This window comes from Bacillus sp. 166amftsu, from assembly GCF_900107445.1.
In the GTDB taxonomy this organism is placed as follows: Bacteria; Bacillota; Bacilli; order Bacillales; family Bacillaceae_G; genus Bacillus_A; species Bacillus_A arachidis.
Window position 1 is genome coordinate 11,713 of the sequence record NZ_FNQA01000008.1, and the last position, 16,267, is coordinate 27,979.

The window sequence follows — 16,267 nt, forward strand, 5'->3', positions numbered from 1 at the left end:
AAAATTGTTAAGAGGCTTTTTTTACTTCCGCATATAAGGAGCTAATATCCCTAAAATCTCTGCTTTATCTTCTTTTAACTCAAGGGATGTTAACATATCCATCGTTCGAGGACGAGGTAAATTAACCTTCACCTCACCTACAATTGTTGCTGGTCTTTGTGACATAATGAATACACGATCAGATAACAGAATCGCTTCATCTAAGTCATGCGTTACCATTACAATCGTTTGCTTCTCTTGATGCCATGAATCTAAAAGCCAATGATGCACTTCCATTTTTGTAAATGCATCTAACTTACCAAACGGTTCATCAAGTAACATAATCGGCTTTTCACATAAATAAGTACGAAGAAAACTAATCCGCTGACGCATACCACCAGACAATGCATCCGGATAATGATTTGCATATTCAGCTAAACCAAACTGCTGCAAGGCTTCCATTCCTTCTGCAAGTCGCTCTTTCTTTGGCTTCCCATCAATTTCTAATGGAAGAACAATATTTTGTAGTGCTGAGCGCCACGGAAGCAATAGATCTTGCTGCGGCATATAGCTTACAATATCCTGTTTTTGAACAAGAGTATCGTTGTAAATTACCTGACCACTAGTCGCCTCTTCAACGCTCGCAATCAGATTTAATAACGTACTTTTCCCGCAACCACTTGGGCCTACAAATGAGACAAACTCACCTTCTTGTATAGAAGCGCTAATCTTTTCTAGTACATTTTTTCCATCAAATGCTTTCACAACATCTTTTATTTGTAATCCGCTCATTTTTCACTTGGAAGGAATTCATTTGTAAATGCATCTTTTACATCAATTTTCTTTTTAATCACTTTATTATCGTGTAAGAAATTCATGTAATTCGTCCAAACTTCTTCCTTCTGTACTCCCCATGCTTTCGCATCATCTTGATACTTCGTGCTTAACCACTTTTGACTCTCTTGTACTAACTCTTTATTAATGTCCGGTACATTTTTTATTAAAATATCAGCTGCTTCTTTTGGCTCTTTAATTGCAAAGTTATATCCCTCTGCCGTTGCGTTCATGAATTTTTTCACAAAATCCTTATTTTGTTTTGTGTTCTTTTCACTTGTGATAATGACAGGGCTATAGAAATCTAGGGCTGGATCTAGATCTTTTACCATGATTGTATTTAATTCTTTTCCTTGTCGTTTTGCTTCAATACCGTCCCAGCCATAATAAATCCATTCAAAATCTGCATCTCTACCAATTGATTTAAAGAAATCTGTTTGTCCAAGAACGATCTTTTCTACTTTATTAAAATCAGCTTGATGTTTATTCATAATTGTTTTCAGTGTTGCTTCTTCTGCTGGCGCTCCCCAGCCCCCATAACGCTTTCCTTCAAACTCTTTCGGAGAAGTAATATTATCTTTTTTCAACGATGCAAATGCAGATGTGTTATGTTGAATAATTGCTCCAATCGAAACAACTGGTATTCCTTCAACACGAGCTGATGTTACATTTTCTTGATAACTCACACCGAAATCCGCTTTTCCTGATGCAATCATTTGCTCTACCGATACGTTATCACCTGGCTGAATAATTTCTACATCTAAACCTTGCTTTTTATAGTAGTCTTTCGTCTTTGCTACATATAAACCAGTATGGTTTGTATTTGGAAACCAGTCCAAAACAACTTTTACTTTCTTTTCCTTATCTGTACTCTCTTCTTTCTTCGCTGCATTACAACCGACAACACCAACTGCAAGTATTGCGGCTAGCATAACTTTCAAACCTTTTTTCATTTTCTGCCGTCCTTTCTGTATATCCATGGTGCTGTTAGTCTTGCCATAAATTCTACAATAAAATACAAGAACAATGTGACCATGACAATAATTGCTGCGATACCAAATACACGAGCTGTTAAAAAGGATTTTGTTGCACGCGTAAGCATGACACCTAATCCTTCACTCGCACCAAGCCACTCCCCAATAATTGCTCCCATCACACTATATGTAACAGCTATTTTTAGTCCTGAGAAAAAATACGGGAGCACAGCTGGGAATTTTACCTTCTGATAGATTTGCCATTTCGACGCTCGCATTGTTTGTAGTAACTTGAGCATATTTTTATCTACTGTTTGAAAACCTTCTAAAATACTAAGAGCAATTGGAAAGAAACAAACAAGAATAACGACCATCACCTTTGGAAGCATCCCATATCCAAACCAAATAATAAATAAAGGTGCTAGCACGACAATGGGAATGGTTTGTGAAATAACGAGTAACGGATTAATTAACAAACGAAACAATGGAATAACGTCCATAATAATTGCAATACTCGTTCCAAGTAAAATCGCAAAGAATAATCCGATAATAACTTCTTGCAATGTTTGTATTATATTTGGTAGTAATAAATCCTTCATTCCAATCAGTTCCTGTACAATAGCAGAAGGTTTAGGCAAAATCCACTGTTCAATTTGAAATAATGAAACAGATCCTTCCCATATGGCAATGAGAAGGATTAGCCAAAGCGCTGTAATTGTTATATTAGATCGTTTCTGGTTTTTCATATTCATCACGGTACTTCCAAACTTTCTCATCAATCGTTACACCAGTGCTTGGACGATAATGAATTTTAATAGACGTAATCACTTCTTCTGCCCCAGCATCAACACAAGCTTGTTGTGCACGTTTGATCACGTCGAGAAGCACATCTAATTCTCCTTCTAGCGTTGTTTCCATCGCACCTACTTCATAACGAACACCAGATTGTTGTACGACTTCAATTGCTTTATCAACAACGGCATACACATCTTTCGTTTTTGCTTGTGGTACGACTGAAAATGAAATGGTAACTTGTTGTGACATACTAAAATCCCCCTTGCAAAATATGTTTTGTAAAAAGAAAAGGCTTTCCCACGAAATACGTAGGAAAGCCTTGCATGCAAGTTATTATACAATAACATCTGCTTACATCACTTTAAGTAACTCCCTACGCTGGCATTATCCAGATCAGGTTGAGGGTCGATGCTCACTTACATCCTCTCAGCCAATTGGCTCCCCGGTTTTAATTCGTTTTCATTGTAGCATGATTTATTTTTTCAAACAAACAAATCACATTTTTTCATCACTTTACACTTAATTTTCTTGAAATAATGTCACAAAATGTAGTGAATGTTACTTTTTACGTGTTATATAATAAAAAAGGTTTATATAACAACTTTCTCTTTGTTTAATTTAATAATTATCAGTTGAATTTAAATTATTCAAAAATATCTTACCATATGAATTTCGGAGGTAGTTTATCATGTTTTGGCTACAATTTCTTACCTTGCTTCTCTGTATTTTTATCGGTGCACGCCTTGGTGGAGTTGGACTAGGAGTAATGGGCGGAGTTGGTATGGCAATACTCGTATTTGTCTTCCACTTACAACCAACAGCTCCTCCTATTGACGTTATGCTGATGATTTTAGCAGTCATTACAGCTGCGGGTGCCCTGCAAGCTGCGGGTGGAATGGATTATCTTGTCCATCTCGCAGAAAAAGCACTACGTAAAAATCCAAAGCGCATTACATTCTTTGCTCCTATTGTAACTTATTTATTTACGTTATGTGCTGGAACTGGTCACGTTGCCTATTCTGTACTTCCTGTTATCGCAGAAGTATCACGAGAGTCAGGAATTAGACCGGAACGCCCAATGTCCATTGCCGTAATCGCTTCACAACAGGCAATCACAGCAAGCCCAATCTCAGCTGCAACTGTGGCCCTATTAGCGATGCTAGCTGATTATAAAATTACATTGTTAGATATTTTAAAAGTAAGTATTCCTTCTACTTTTATCGCTTGCATGCTAGCTGCTTTCGTTGCAAGCAAAATGGGTAAAGAGTTAAATGAAGACCCAGAATACTTAAAACGATTGAAAGAAGGCATGATTCCGAAACTTGAAGAAAAGAAAGAATTTATCGGTGCAAAAGGTGCCAAGTTATCTGTTATTCTTTTCTTATTCGCTACACTTTTTGTTGTCCTTCTTGGTTCATTCGAAGCACTTCGTCCAGGATGGATGGTAGATGGAAAATTAGTTCGTCTTTCAATGCCAAATACAATTGAAATGGTTATGCTTACAATTGCTGCTCTTATTATTATCTTCTGTAAACCAAATGTAGAAAGTATTGTATCTGGTAATGTCTTTAAAGCAGGCGCTACAGCTGTTGTTGCAATCTTCGGTATCGCTTGGATGGGAGACACATTCTTCAACGGAAACTTAAATACGATTCAAGGATCGATTCAACACTTAGTAACAAGTGCACCATGGTTATTTGCTATTGCATTATTTATTCTATCTATTTTACTGTATAGTCAGGCAGCAACAGTACGTGCGTTAGTGCCACTCGGATTATCACTTGGTATTTCACCAGCACTTCTTATTGCGATGTTTCCTGCAGTAAACGGATATTTCTTCATTCCGAACTACGGAACAATTGTTGCTGCGATTAACTTTGATCGCACAGGAACAACACGTATTGGTAAATATGTATTAAATCATAGTTTTATGATTCCTGGTTTGGTTGCAACATTTACCTCCATCGGAATTGGAATGCTACTCATTTCAATTATGTTTTAACATATAAAAGCACAAACTTTTTTCGAATAAAGTTTGTGCTTTTTCATTTAATCAAACATTTGTTTAAATTTTTCATTCAATAATTTCTACGTTATACCCTTTCTTTTCTATCCCACTTAATACTTCTTCAATATGATTTTTATCCTTCGTCTCTAGCGATAAATGAAGCTGCGCATAACCTGGGAATACCTTTGTTCCAATCCGCTCTAAATGAATATGCAACACGTTTGCTTCAAAACTTGTTACAATTTCCAGTAAGTGTTGCAAATGTCCTGGTTTATCTTTAATCATCGTTGCAATATGAACGAATCGCCCTGCTTCAACCATTCCATGTTCAATAATACGAGTAATGAAGTTTACGTCGACATTACCTCCGCTTAATATTGACACAACTTTCTTCTCTTTCACAGGTACTTTTTGATAAAGTAAAGCCGCTAATGAACTAGCACCCGATCCCTCTACTAATAGCTTATTGCGTTCAAGTAGCATTAGCATCGTTCGCGCTATTTCCATTTCATCCACACAAAAAATACCATCTACGTAACGCTCTACAAGCTGAAAAGTATGCTCTCCTGGCCTTTTCACCGCGATTCCATCTGCCATAGTTGGTGAAGATTCTACTGTAATTACTTTCTTTTCTTCGATAGATTGCTTCATACCTGGACAGGCAAGTGCTTGTACACCATATATTTTCACCGATGGCTTTTGCTCTTTAATCGCCATCGCAACACCTGCGATTAAGCCCCCGCCTCCAATAGGACAAATAACAGCTTCTACATCATCAAGCTGCTGCAAGATTTCTAAGCCTACGGTACCCTGACCCGCAATCACCGCTTCATCATCAAACGGATGAACAAATTTCGCTCCCGTTTGTTCTTTCAAGTCTAGCGCATAAGCTAAAGCATCATCAAATACATCCCCTTGTAATTCCACATGTGCACCATATCGCTTCGTCGCCAACACTTTACTAAGCGGTGCACCTTTTGGCATCACAATCGTGCAAGGAATGCCAAGCATATTACTAGAATAGGCGACTCCTTGAGCATGATTTCCAGCTGACGCAGCAATGACTCCATTCTCCATTTCACCTTTATCAAGAGAAACCATCTTATTATAAGAACCACGCACCTTAAAAGAACCCGTCTTTTGCAAATTTTCCAGTTTTAAATACACTTCATTCTTTGATAATTCACTAAATGTACTTGAATAATCTAGTGGTGTCATATGTACAATGCCTTTCATTTTCTCATGAGCAGCTATAATGTCTTGTAAAGAAATCATGTTGTCACCTCCGAAACAATATATGTTCATACACGTTAGTTTGAGCGGCACCAATGTTTTTATGCTGAAAAGTAAAACTTTAATCCGTGGAATTGCTTCCCCTGACTATTTCTATCTCATGAATTAAAATTTTGTTGAACATCAATCTCTCACTTCACCGCCTTGTTTTCCAAAAAAAATGTAAGATAAGAATATTAATGCACCAAAATTCCTGCTAAAACCCTTACTTCTGTAAAAACTACATACATCAAATATGAAATGTATAGTACCTTTGTAATTGAAAAACCTTTACCGCAATATAACCACATAATAAAGCTGTATCTTCAATGACTCCTTGAATTGCCATTGAGATTTTCAATATAAATTCTTCATAGCTGCCTCTTTTAAAAGATATAGAACTAAGAGCGTCTTTAATTAGACCTCTTCTTTGGTCTAAGGCAACTTGTAAAACCGCTTGAACCCAAACAGCAAAAGCAGGTGCCTCTTGAATAATTGGTTGTGCAATATAATACCCCATACCTGGCTGAATATCTTCATCTACTGCCATTACAAGCTGTTTTTCTCTTTCTCTCACATACCCTGAATAACTACCTTCAAAAGTTCGAATAATATGTAATAATTCATCTATTTCTCCGTCTCTTGTCACCAAATCTGCTTCTAGCATGCAGAGCGTTCCCATAAAGTCAAATACTACTTGTTCTCCCCATGACTGTAATATATATATCGCATTTGTTGCCGCTTCTTCTAATGATTCAGCCTCTTGAACTTTTTCATTTAATTCTTCTACTAACGGTTCTGCTTGAATCCATTCCCCTGTGTATCGGTGTAAATACCAAAATAAACCCATCCATACATTTTCATATAGATAATTAACTTCTCGCACAACCTCTGGTCTTAAAGACTGATTCTCCACTGAATCCCCTTCGAATAATTGCTGTACAATTTCTTCTATATTATCTGGATTACTTTTTAATGCATCATCTATTTTTATAATGTCATGCTTAATCAAATTTCTCCCTCCCTAAATTAAAACCCATTAAATTTTGGATTGCCCTTTCCAAAAGCATCAAAATTCGGATGATCAATTTTATAATGTGTAGCTTGAAAAAACATTGAGAGTAATAAAAGTCCCACCGATAATATTCCTAATACAATTCCACCGCCTACATGTTCTCCGTATCTTCCCTGCAGCTCTGTATTTAAAAAATGTCCCGCAAACCCTGCAGTCCCACCCCCTAAAAAACCTAATCCATAAATAATTTTTCCAATTACTGTTTTAGGATTTATTGCTTCTTTTAAAATAATTTCCCGGAATTTATAACCTATTATTTTACATATCAGAAAACACCCTACCATTCCAACACCAATTTCCCACATACTTCCCCATCTATACCACGTTGCCATCAAAGTAAATATGCAAGATAAATCAAACTGAATAATACCAAAATAAATTCGCCAACCTAAATACTTCTCCCACTTAAATACATAAGAAAGTACAGCTAACAAAAAGTTTAAAAGCAAGCCAGAAATAACATATAACATACTATCCGGCCATGTAACTAAACATGCACACCCAAAAACGAACGGAAAAAAAACACTATAATAAATCCCTTTATATAGCCTTATATCTTTTTTTGTGTTCAAATTTTCACTTCCCTATATACGTTATATAAATCTTTCAAGAGAAGATTGAGATTACGGATTTTCCAATTGAATTTCCAATTCCTTTTACTTTATCTGAAATCGAATTTCCAACATTTTTTATAACTGCTGATGAACCTTTTAGAAAATCATTTACTCCTTTTTTAACAGTATTATCTATAAAGTTTCCTACCCCTCCAGAAGATAGGATATAACTGGCACCTAAACCAACCAAGAAACCAACTGCTGTTCCAACCCCTGGAATTACAGAGCCAATTGTTGCCCCCATCAAGGCACCTGATGCTGCAGTTGCAGCTGCCCCAGCAGCTACAGATACGGCTGCTCTGCCTAAATCCACAGTAAGTGCAGATGCATATTCAGTACTTAGTAAGCCTTTTCCATTAGACAAATATTCTTTTGTTGTACCACCTACAGTTAATAAGGTCCCAAATAAACCTTTCCCTTTCATAATATTTTTTATCGCTTCTACACTTTTACCTTTTTTAAACAGACTCGTTACATCAAAACTTTCTTTTAACGCACCTTTCACACCATTTCCCAAACTATAATATTTTCCTACTTTTGTATTATCATAGTTATATCTTGTCCCATTTAAACCAGATGTTTTCTTCCACCCTAAATACTGCCTATCTACTATTTTTAGAAAAAACCCTGCACTTTTCTTTAATTTTCCTCCATCTGAAAATCCAGTAAATGGTCTTTTTTGCCCATATAAGTATGTTTTTCCCTTCACAGCATCCGGCTTTATCTTTAAGCCTTTCGCAATTGAACCATATCCAGGTATAATCACTTTATAGTAGGCACCACTTAATGTTTTATATAATTTCCCTAAACCTAACGCATTATCTGCATTTAAATTAGAAATGCCCTTACTTTTCTGCTGTGAAAGTGCCCCTTCTCTATCTGCTTTCTCAAACTCTTCAGCCTTCTGTCTTAGTTTATCTCCGAGCTCATAATATTGCTTACTAATATTTTTAGCCACAGTAGAAGCTTGTTGCATTTCATGTTCAATCCGACTCCTTACCTTTACTTCCCATTGTATTTGGGCATACGAACTTCGAAGGTGTCCATCTGTTTGTTCGATAAAGTAAGCAAACTCCTGTATCTTCTTTGCTAACTGATATAATTTCTCTGGTGTTACTATAATTTTTGTCATCTTGGCAATCACCTTTTTTCGAAAAAGATAGAATAATCAGTTTTAACAAACCGATTATATCATACCATTTTTTGCATTTCCATAAAAAGGAATAATGTAATGATATACAATTTCATATATGTATTAAAATGACACTCGCGCTCTCAAAATAGCTCATTATTATATAAGAAAAGCAGCTTATTTCTTTTTAAGCTGCTTTCTCTTTCTTATTTATTTACTTGTTCCATAAGTTTCTTCGTACTTTCATAAGGTGAATCTGCTAAACTTATCGCTGAAATAATGGACACTCCATCTGCCCCTGCCTCTATAACAGAAGCGGCGTTTTCAGTTGTAATTCCACCAATCCCAACAATTGGGATCGTAATTCCTGACTCTCTAAAATGACGCAACCCCTTCGTTCCTTGTACTGCTTTTGTATCCTTTTTCGTGCTTGTTGGAAAGATAGGCCCTACTCCTAAATAATCCGCTCCGTTTGCAATCGCAAAACGCGCTTCTTCTATCGTATGGGCAGATACCCCAACAATTTTATCTCCCATTTTTTCACGAACGGATGTAATTCCTTCATCATCTTGGCCGACATGAACACCATCTGCATCTAATTCAATTGCTAATTCCACATCATCATTCACGATAAAAGGTACATCATATTCTTTACAAAGCATTTGTAGCTGCTTAGCAAAATGCACTCGTTCTTCTCCAGCTAAAGCTCCTTCACCTTTTTCACGAAATTGGAAAAGCGTTACTCCGCCATCTAACGCTTCTTTCATTACTTGTAATGGATCTCTTTCACAGTTATTACTTCCCATAATAAAATACACTTGCAATAATTTGGACATTTGTTGTTGATCAATACATACCATTTCTTTCACCCCTTCTTATTGCACCTCTTGAATATTTCCATATTGTTCAATATCATTTGCAGTAACATTAGCTAGCTGATTCAAAAATTCAATTTGGAAACTCCCTGGGCCTTGCTCTACCGTTTTACTTGCAGCGATTTCTGCTGCTACACCATAAAATGTTAATGCAGCAACTGCCGCTTTCACATAATCTTTTTCAACTGCTGCGAATGCTCCCATTACAGAAGTTAATAAACAGCCTGTTCCTGTAACTTTCGTTAAAATCGGATGGCCGTTACGAATGATAACTGTTCGCTCACCATCTGTTACAACGTCTTCTTTTCCAGTAACCACCACCACTGTATCTAGTTCATCCGCTGCTTGTTTCGCAATTCCTACAACATCACCGTTTCCAGTTCCAGCATCGACGCCTTTAATTTCCCATTTCTCATTAATTACATTGGCAATTTCCGCTGCATTTCCGCGAAGCATTGCTAATTTCACTTCACTCGGAATATATCTTGCTACTTCTGTTCGATAAGAAGTAGCCCCTGCGCCAACTGGATCAAATAATACTGGTACATGATGTGTATTTGCAGATTTTCCAGCAATGAGCATCGCTTCCACTTCTTCAGGACGAAGCGTACCCATATTTAGAACGAGCGCTCCTGCAATGCTAGCCATTTCTGCCACTTCTTCTTTTGCATACGCCATCACAGGTGATGCTCCTAATGCAAGTAAGCCATTGGCTGTAAAGTTTGTCACAACGACATTTGTAATATTATGCACAAGAGGATTAGCCCCTCTTACTGTTTCCACTACTTTTGCGATTTCTTGTATATTCATTCTCTTCATCTCCTAACTTAATAGTGGGAGATACACAAAAAGACACTTTGCGTATGCAAAGTGCCTGAACATGTGCTGTTACACTCTCCCTACGCTGGCATTATCCAACAGGTTCTAATGGTCAACGACAGATTAGTCGTACTCTCAGTCTGCATCCGCAAACTCCCATGTGTTCTTATTCATCTAATTCAGAGTCTACTCTTATTCTAATAAAATAACAAGTTTGTATATTTTTTATCTTTATATTTAAAAAGATATTTTGGCACATCATCTTTTATCACTTCCACCACTTCGCCACAACACGCTTTGATACTTTTCCATAAAAACGAAAAACATCCCCCTACTATTCAAAGATGTAGAGTATTTAATGACTAACAAAGGGTTAGAATCTTCAACATAACTGAATCAAAAAAGGATGTATGCTATATTTAACTTATGGAAATTTGAAAGGATGTTTTAAATATGGCAAAAAGTGTTGTAATTGCTGAGAAACCTTCTGTCGCACGTGATATTGCACGTGTACTACAGTGTGATAAAAAAGGTAACGGTTATCTTGAAGGTAATAAATATATCGTTACTTGGGCTTTAGGGCATCTCGTTACATTAGCAGACCCAGAAAGCTATGATATAAAATACAAAAAGTGGAATCTAGAAGATTTACCAATGCTACCTGAACGTTTGAAATTAACAGTGATTAAGCAAACTGGCAAACAGTTTAATGCCGTTAAAAGTCAACTGATTAGAAAAGATGTAAATGAAATTATTGTAGCTACAGACGCAGGTCGCGAGGGGGAATTAGTCGCCCGGTGGATTATTGATAAAGTTAAAATTAATAAACCTATCAAACGTCTATGGATTTCATCTGTTACCGATAAAGCAATCAAAGACGGATTCGCAAACTTAAAACCAGGTAAAGCATATGACAATTTATACGCTTCAGCTGTCGCTCGTTCAGAAGCTGACTGGTACATCGGCCTAAATGCAACACGTGCATTAACTACAAGGTTTAATGCTCAACTAAACTGTGGTCGTGTACAAACACCTACTGTGGCTATCATTGCAGGTCGTGAAGATGAAATAAAAAACTTCAAAGCACAAGCATACTATGGTATTGAAGCTCAAACAGCTAGCAAATTAAAGCTAACTTGGCAAGATGCGAAAGGCAATAGTCGTAGCTTTAATAAAGAGAAAGTCGATGCCGTTGTGAAAAAACTCGACAAGCACAATGCTACTGTCGTTGACATTGAGAAAAAGCAGAAAAAATCATTTGCTCCTGGTCTTTATGATTTAACAGAGCTACAACGTGATGCGAATAAAATTTTTGGTTACTCTGCAAAAGAAACGCTAAATATTATGCAAAAATTGTATGAGCAGCACAAAGTATTAACGTATCCTCGTACAGATTCACGTTATATCTCATCGGATATTGTCGGAACACTTCCAGAACGTCTAAAAGCGTGTGGAGTAGGAGAATATCGTCCTTTAGCTCATAAGGTTTTAAATAAATCTATAAAAGTTTCTAAGGCATTTGTTGATGATAGTAAAGTAAGCGATCATCACGCAATTATCCCAACGGAAAGCTATGTGAATTTCTCAGCTTTCACAGATAAGGAACGCAAAATTTACGATTTAGTTGTAAAGCGCTTCTTAGCAGTTTTATTCCCAGCCTTCGAATATGAACAACTAACATTACGCACAAAAATTGGTGATGAAACATTCGTCGCACGCGGTAAAACAATTTTACATTCTGGTTGGAAAGAAGTATATGAAAACAGATTTGAGGATGATGATGCAGGTGAAGATTTAAAAGAGCAAATTTTACCTCGTATTGAAAAAGGCGATACATTAAACGTAAAACTAATTGCACAAACATCGGGTCAAACAAAACCACCTGCACGCTTTAATGAAGCAACATTACTTTCAGCGATGGAAAACCCAACAAAATACATGGATACGCAAAACAAACAACTTGCTGACACATTAAAGTCAACTGGTGGATTAGGTACTGTAGCCACACGAGCTGATATTATCGACAAGCTATTCAATTCATTCTTAATTGAAAAACGTGGTAAAGATATTCACATTACATCAAAAGGCCGTCAGCTACTTGATTTAGTACCGGAAGAACTAAAATCTCCTACACTAACTGGTGAATGGGAGCAAAAACTTGAAGCGATCGCAAAAGGTAAATTAAAAAAAGAAGTATTCATTGCTGAAATGAAAAGCTATACGAAAGAAATTGTTACTGAAATTAAAGCGAGCAATAAAAAGTATAAACATGACAACATTTCAACGAAGTCTTGTCCAGACTGCGGTAAACCAATGCTTGAAGTAAACGGTAAAAAGGGCAAAATGCTCGTATGCCAAGACCGCGAATGTGGACATCGTAAAAATGTATCTCGTACGACAAATGCCCGTTGCCCACAATGTAAGAAAAAATTAGAACTACGTGGTGAAGGTGCTGGCCAAATTTTCGCGTGTAAGTGCGGATATCGTGAAAAGTTATCCACTTTCCAAGAACGTCGTAAGAAAGAATCAGGTAATAAAGCAGATAAACGCGACGTTCAAAAATATATGAAACAGCAACAAAAAGAAGAAGAGCCATTAAATAATGCACTTGCAGAAGCGTTAAAGAAATTAAAATTTGATTAAACAAAAAGGTTCCTACCGTTTTCAGTAGGAACCTCTTATTTTTAATGAATGATTTTACTTCCTTTTGCATTCTCAACGAATTTTTCACTCGATTTATTAATCGGTGTTTTCAGTACGAGTGCAAGTACAAGCATAATTACCACAAAGGCACTCAATACGAGAAGATCTCTTATCACAATATCCCAAAGCATTCCGCCCACTGTTTCACGAATCGCGCTAATTGCATATGTGAACGGTAAGAATGGATAAATTGTTTGGAAGAATTTTGGAAGCATTTGAATTGGGAATGTTCCACCCGATCCAGCCACCTGTAGTACGAGTAGAATGATTGCCATCGATTTCCCAACGTTTCCAAAAACAGAAACAAGTGAATACACGATACAAACAAAGACTCCACCAATAAATAAGCTGAATAAAACAAACCAAAACTTATCAACTACATACGTACCAAGTAAGAAAATATCTCCCATCGCTACAATAAATGCCTGTGCAAGACCTATCGTTAAGAACGTTAAGAAACGTCCAAAGTAAATCTCATGACTCTTATAATTTGCGCCTGGCTCATGTACTTCTACTGTTAATAATGAAACCATTAAAAGTGCCCCTACCCATAATGCAAGCACTGTATAGAATGGTGACATCCCCGAACCGTAGTTTGGCATCGCAAATAATTTATTTTCTTTTAAATTTACTGGTTTTGCAAAATAATCACTTTGCTGTTCAACATCATTTTTCAATAAACGGATGATGTCTTTTACATCCTCTTCCGACTCAAATTGGCGAATCTTATCTGCTAATTCTTTAATTTTCTTCTCAGCAGCTGGCATTTCTGCCTTAATATCTTCCACTTTCTTTGTACCTTCTACTAAGCCTTTCGATGAATCTTCTAGCAGTTTTTTAACATCTGGAAGCTTTTTATCTGCGTCGTTTAAGATTTTAGATGTATTTTTTGACATCTCTTTCGTACGAGCGATTGCTGCGTTAAAGCTTGGAACGATTTCTGAATCGTAACGAGCTAAGAAGTCTCCTAATTGTGCTGAACCATTTTTCGATGCTGCGTTAATGCTTTCGATTACATCTTTTGTAGGTTGTTGCCCATTGTTAATGAGTGTGATGGCTTTATTCGCTGCATCACTACCTTTTTGCATAATATCTTTCGCTTTATTTAATTTTGCAATTCCATTATCAAGGTTTTTATCACTGTTTACATCAGCTAAAACCTTATTCGCACTCTCAAGAACAGGAATCATATCATTAATCATCGCAATACCTGACTGGAATTGACCGTTTACACTATTTAAAGCGACTTTTGTTGAATCTAAGCCGTTGATACCTTTATTTTGCAGGTCTTCCGCTGCTTTTTGAATACTTGCAACGCTATCTCTAAACTGATTATATTGAGACTTCGCTGTCTCATAATCGCTTTGTATCTTATTTTTACCTTGTTCTACGTCATCTTTCAACTGTCCAGCTTGATTTTTAAGTTGCTCTGATGTGCTAACTGCTTTTTGATAATCTGCTACAAATGTTTCGTTATAATCTTTTTCAGCTTGATCAATTAAACCATTTACTGCATTTAGCTTTTGATTAATTCCATCTTTCACATCTTGTTTTACTTCTTGACCTGTACTAATTAGGTCATTAAGATGTTTAAATCGATTGTTCAAGTCTTGTTGACCATCTCTAATAGCTGTTAAATGTGCTACTCTATCCCCAAAAAACTTCTTACCGAAATCAGTTGTTGCATTCTGCTGAAGTGTAGACATCATAGTAATTATTGAAGAAAGATTATCTATATGAGTTTGGAGATTGTTAGAAATAGTTGCGATATTTTTCTTCGCTATCTCTGGATCAATTTTCCCATTCTGCAACCCATCCATTACACTTTGTGCATATGCGGTTCCTGTACGTGCTGAGTTCAAGACATTGTTCACAGTTTGATTAATATTGACCGCAATGTTTTTATATCCCTCAGTGTTCAATTTAGGAATCTCCGGCAATGTGAGTTGTGGCAATGCCGGAAACTCTGGGAGTGTAGGTAACTGTGAAAAATCAGGAAGATTCAAGTCAACTCCTGGATTCATTAAGAAATTAGTAAAGGCTGTTGCCTTATCCATACCATCTTTCACTACAGTTAAGTCTCTTCGTATTGCTCCAGGCGCATCTTTTAACCTTTGGTCATTGTTCGCAAAGAACTTATCTAAGTTCCCCAATGTTTCCTGTCCATCATTAATCACACTTTCCACAACCGGTAAATCCTCTTGCGCAACTTTCACAAGGTCTTGCGCTCTACCAGCATCATCTAATGCTGTATTCACAAGTGTATACATTTCCGGGAATTGTGCTTCTAGCTTAAACACAAGATCTTTTACTTTTTCAATACTTGGTAAGTTTGTTTCTAAATCGATTCCAAGGTCATTGAAGATTTTAAAAATCTCACCATTTGCTGTTTTAACAAAGTTTTTACTGATTTCTTCTGCTATACCTGATGCACCTTTTGCCGTAATTTTCGGTGCAATGGCATTAACCTTTTCATTTACAAAATAGTTCAGCTCTGGTTTTTGTGGATTATCGCTAATGACTGTTGTAATTTTTTCAGAGAAGTCTTTTGGAATCGTAATGCTTGCATAATAGTCTCCACGCTCTACTCCATAAATCGCTTGCTTTTCATCAACAAATTTCCAACCAAAATTCTTGTCTTTCTTAAGTGAATCTATAATTTCTTTCCCGATGTTAATATCTTTTCCTCGTAGGTTCGATCCAACATCTTGGTTAGAAACTGCAATCGGGATCTCTTTCGTGTTCCCATATGGGTCCCATGAAGCTTTAATGTTAAACCATGCATATAAAGATGGTAAAATCATAAGCCCTATTACAATTACAATCGCAGCCCAATGTTTGGCTACATTCCGTAAGTCCGTCGTATAAATACGCCATATCTGTTTCATATAAGCTATCACCTAATTATATATTTTTCCTTCTTTAGAAAATGATGCATGCATTTTGCAATTATATCATTTTCCTCGTTGTCGATTAAAAGAAAGTGTACTATTTTCCAAAAATCTTTTACTTACTTCATTATATAACGAAACCGATAAAGTATTCATACAAAATGACCAAATCGGTTTTACATTCAGTAATAACAAATATATAGGAAATGTCATAAGAAATACAAGTATTTTATCTTGGAAATACTTGTATTTGCAGAAAAAAAAATCCTCATAGCGCTTACATGGCCATGAGGATT

General features: G+C 36.4%; 13 protein-coding genes and 2 riboswitches. Of the genes, 2 read left to right on the top strand and 11 right to left on the bottom strand.

The features are described 5' to 3' along the window. Positions 1-21: 21 nt before the first annotated feature. The 4 genes from BLV40_RS17855 to BLV40_RS17870 are packed head-to-tail and all read right to left on the bottom strand — an operon-like array spanning position 22 to position 2,831. Positions 22-771, bottom strand: coding sequence for an ABC transporter ATP-binding protein (locus BLV40_RS17855; protein ID WP_090692460.1), 750 nt, complete (start codon positions 769-771; stop codon positions 22-24). Next, entirely contained in the window at positions 768-1,766 is a 999-nt protein-coding gene (locus BLV40_RS17860) for an ABC transporter substrate-binding protein (protein WP_090692463.1), read from the bottom strand. Before BLV40_RS17860 ends, BLV40_RS17855 begins: the two co-directional genes overlap by 4 nt. Further along, the gene (locus tag BLV40_RS17865; RefSeq protein ID WP_026592555.1) at positions 1,763-2,539 is read right to left on the bottom strand and encodes an ABC transporter permease; all 777 of its coding nucleotides are present in this window, start codon (positions 2,537-2,539) and stop codon (positions 1,763-1,765) included. The genes BLV40_RS17860 and BLV40_RS17865 overlap by 4 nt, the downstream gene beginning before the upstream one ends. Continuing rightward, positions 2,511-2,831 carry an MTH1187 family thiamine-binding protein gene (locus BLV40_RS17870; protein WP_006093425.1) on the bottom strand — a complete coding sequence of 107 codons (321 nt, stop codon included), beginning with the start codon at positions 2,829-2,831 and terminating at the stop codon, positions 2,511-2,513. The genes BLV40_RS17865 and BLV40_RS17870 overlap by 29 nt, the downstream gene beginning before the upstream one ends. Before the next feature lie 104 nt (positions 2,832-2,935). After that, positions 2,936-3,037: riboswitch (TPP riboswitch) on the bottom strand. Positions 3,038-3,270: 233 nt separating this feature from the next. Between BLV40_RS17870 and BLV40_RS17875 the strand changes: the two genes are divergently transcribed. Then, positions 3,271-4,584, top strand: coding sequence for an anaerobic C4-dicarboxylate transporter family protein (locus BLV40_RS17875; protein WP_026592556.1), 1,314 nt, complete (start codon positions 3,271-3,273; stop codon positions 4,582-4,584). 72 nt (positions 4,585-4,656) lie between these two features. Here the strand turns inward: BLV40_RS17875 and ilvA are convergent, their stop codons facing one another. From ilvA to thiM, 6 genes are all read right to left on the bottom strand, one after another. After that, the gene (gene ilvA / locus BLV40_RS17880; RefSeq protein ID WP_026592557.1) at positions 4,657-5,865 is read right to left on the bottom strand and encodes a threonine ammonia-lyase; all 1,209 of its coding nucleotides are present in this window, start codon (positions 5,863-5,865) and stop codon (positions 4,657-4,659) included. 247 nt (positions 5,866-6,112) lie between these two features. Continuing rightward, a complete protein-coding gene (locus BLV40_RS17885) occupies positions 6,113-6,874 on the bottom strand; it encodes a hypothetical protein (protein WP_026592558.1) in 762 nt (253 codons plus the stop codon). Between the two features lie 17 nt (positions 6,875-6,891). Then, positions 6,892-7,407, bottom strand: coding sequence for a hypothetical protein (locus tag BLV40_RS17890; RefSeq protein WP_139265564.1), 516 nt, complete (start codon positions 7,405-7,407; stop codon positions 6,892-6,894). Between the two features lie 136 nt (positions 7,408-7,543). Continuing rightward, positions 7,544-8,683, bottom strand: coding sequence for a WXG100 family type VII secretion target (locus BLV40_RS17895; protein ID WP_090692473.1), 1,140 nt, complete (start codon positions 8,681-8,683; stop codon positions 7,544-7,546). A 206-nt stretch (positions 8,684-8,889) separates the two neighbouring features. Next, a complete protein-coding gene (gene thiE, locus BLV40_RS17900) occupies positions 8,890-9,543 on the bottom strand; it encodes a thiamine phosphate synthase (protein ID WP_090692476.1) in 654 nt (217 codons plus the stop codon). A gap of 15 nt (positions 9,544-9,558) precedes the next feature. Then, on the bottom strand, positions 9,559-10,368 hold the full coding sequence (gene thiM / locus BLV40_RS17905) for a hydroxyethylthiazole kinase (RefSeq protein WP_090692480.1): 810 nt from the start codon (positions 10,366-10,368) through the stop codon (positions 9,559-9,561). Between the two features lie 69 nt (positions 10,369-10,437). Then, positions 10,438-10,547, bottom strand: a riboswitch (TPP riboswitch). A gap of 283 nt (positions 10,548-10,830) precedes the next feature. Here thiM and BLV40_RS17910 point away from each other — a divergent pair. Then, the gene (locus tag BLV40_RS17910; protein WP_090692482.1) at positions 10,831-13,020 is read left to right on the top strand and encodes a DNA topoisomerase III; all 2,190 of its coding nucleotides are present in this window, start codon (positions 10,831-10,833) and stop codon (positions 13,018-13,020) included. Positions 13,021-13,061: 41 nt separating this feature from the next. Here BLV40_RS17910 and BLV40_RS17915 read toward each other — a convergent pair whose 3' ends face one another. Continuing rightward, a complete protein-coding gene (locus BLV40_RS17915; RefSeq protein WP_090692486.1) occupies positions 13,062-15,968 on the bottom strand; it encodes a YhgE/Pip domain-containing protein in 2,907 nt (968 codons plus the stop codon). Positions 15,969-16,267: the final 299 nt, after the last annotated feature.

Bases quoted from the DNA above. Each gene is read 5' to 3' on its own strand.
- BLV40_RS17855 (WP_090692460.1), bottom strand. From the start codon at position 771: ATGAGCGGATTACAAATAAAAGATGTTGTGAAAGCATTTGATGGAAAA.
- BLV40_RS17860 (WP_090692463.1), bottom strand. From the start codon at position 1,766: ATGAAAAAAGGTTTGAAAGTTATGCTAGCCGCAATACTTGCAGTTGGT.
- BLV40_RS17865 (WP_026592555.1), bottom strand. From the start codon at position 2,539: ATGAATATGAAAAACCAGAAACGATCTAATATAACAATTACAGCGCTT.
- BLV40_RS17870 (WP_006093425.1), bottom strand. From the start codon at position 2,831: ATGTCACAACAAGTTACCATTTCATTTTCAGTCGTACCACAAGCAAAA.
- BLV40_RS17875 (WP_026592556.1), top strand. From the start codon at position 3,271: ATGTTTTGGCTACAATTTCTTACCTTGCTTCTCTGTATTTTTATCGGT.
- ilvA (WP_026592557.1), bottom strand. From the start codon at position 5,865: ATGATTTCTTTACAAGACATTATAGCTGCTCATGAGAAAATGAAAGGC.
- BLV40_RS17890 (WP_139265564.1), bottom strand. From the start codon at position 7,407: ATGTTATATGTTATTTCTGGCTTGCTTTTAAACTTTTTGTTAGCTGTA.
- BLV40_RS17895 (WP_090692473.1), bottom strand. From the start codon at position 8,683: ATGACAAAAATTATAGTAACACCAGAGAAATTATATCAGTTAGCAAAG.
- thiE (WP_090692476.1), bottom strand. From the start codon at position 9,543: ATGGTATGTATTGATCAACAACAAATGTCCAAATTATTGCAAGTGTAT.
- thiM (WP_090692480.1), bottom strand. From the start codon at position 10,368: ATGAATATACAAGAAATCGCAAAAGTAGTGGAAACAGTAAGAGGGGCT.
- BLV40_RS17910 (WP_090692482.1), top strand. From the start codon at position 10,831: ATGGCAAAAAGTGTTGTAATTGCTGAGAAACCTTCTGTCGCACGTGAT.
- BLV40_RS17915 (WP_090692486.1), bottom strand. From the start codon at position 15,968: ATGAAACAGATATGGCGTATTTATACGACGGACTTACGGAATGTAGCC.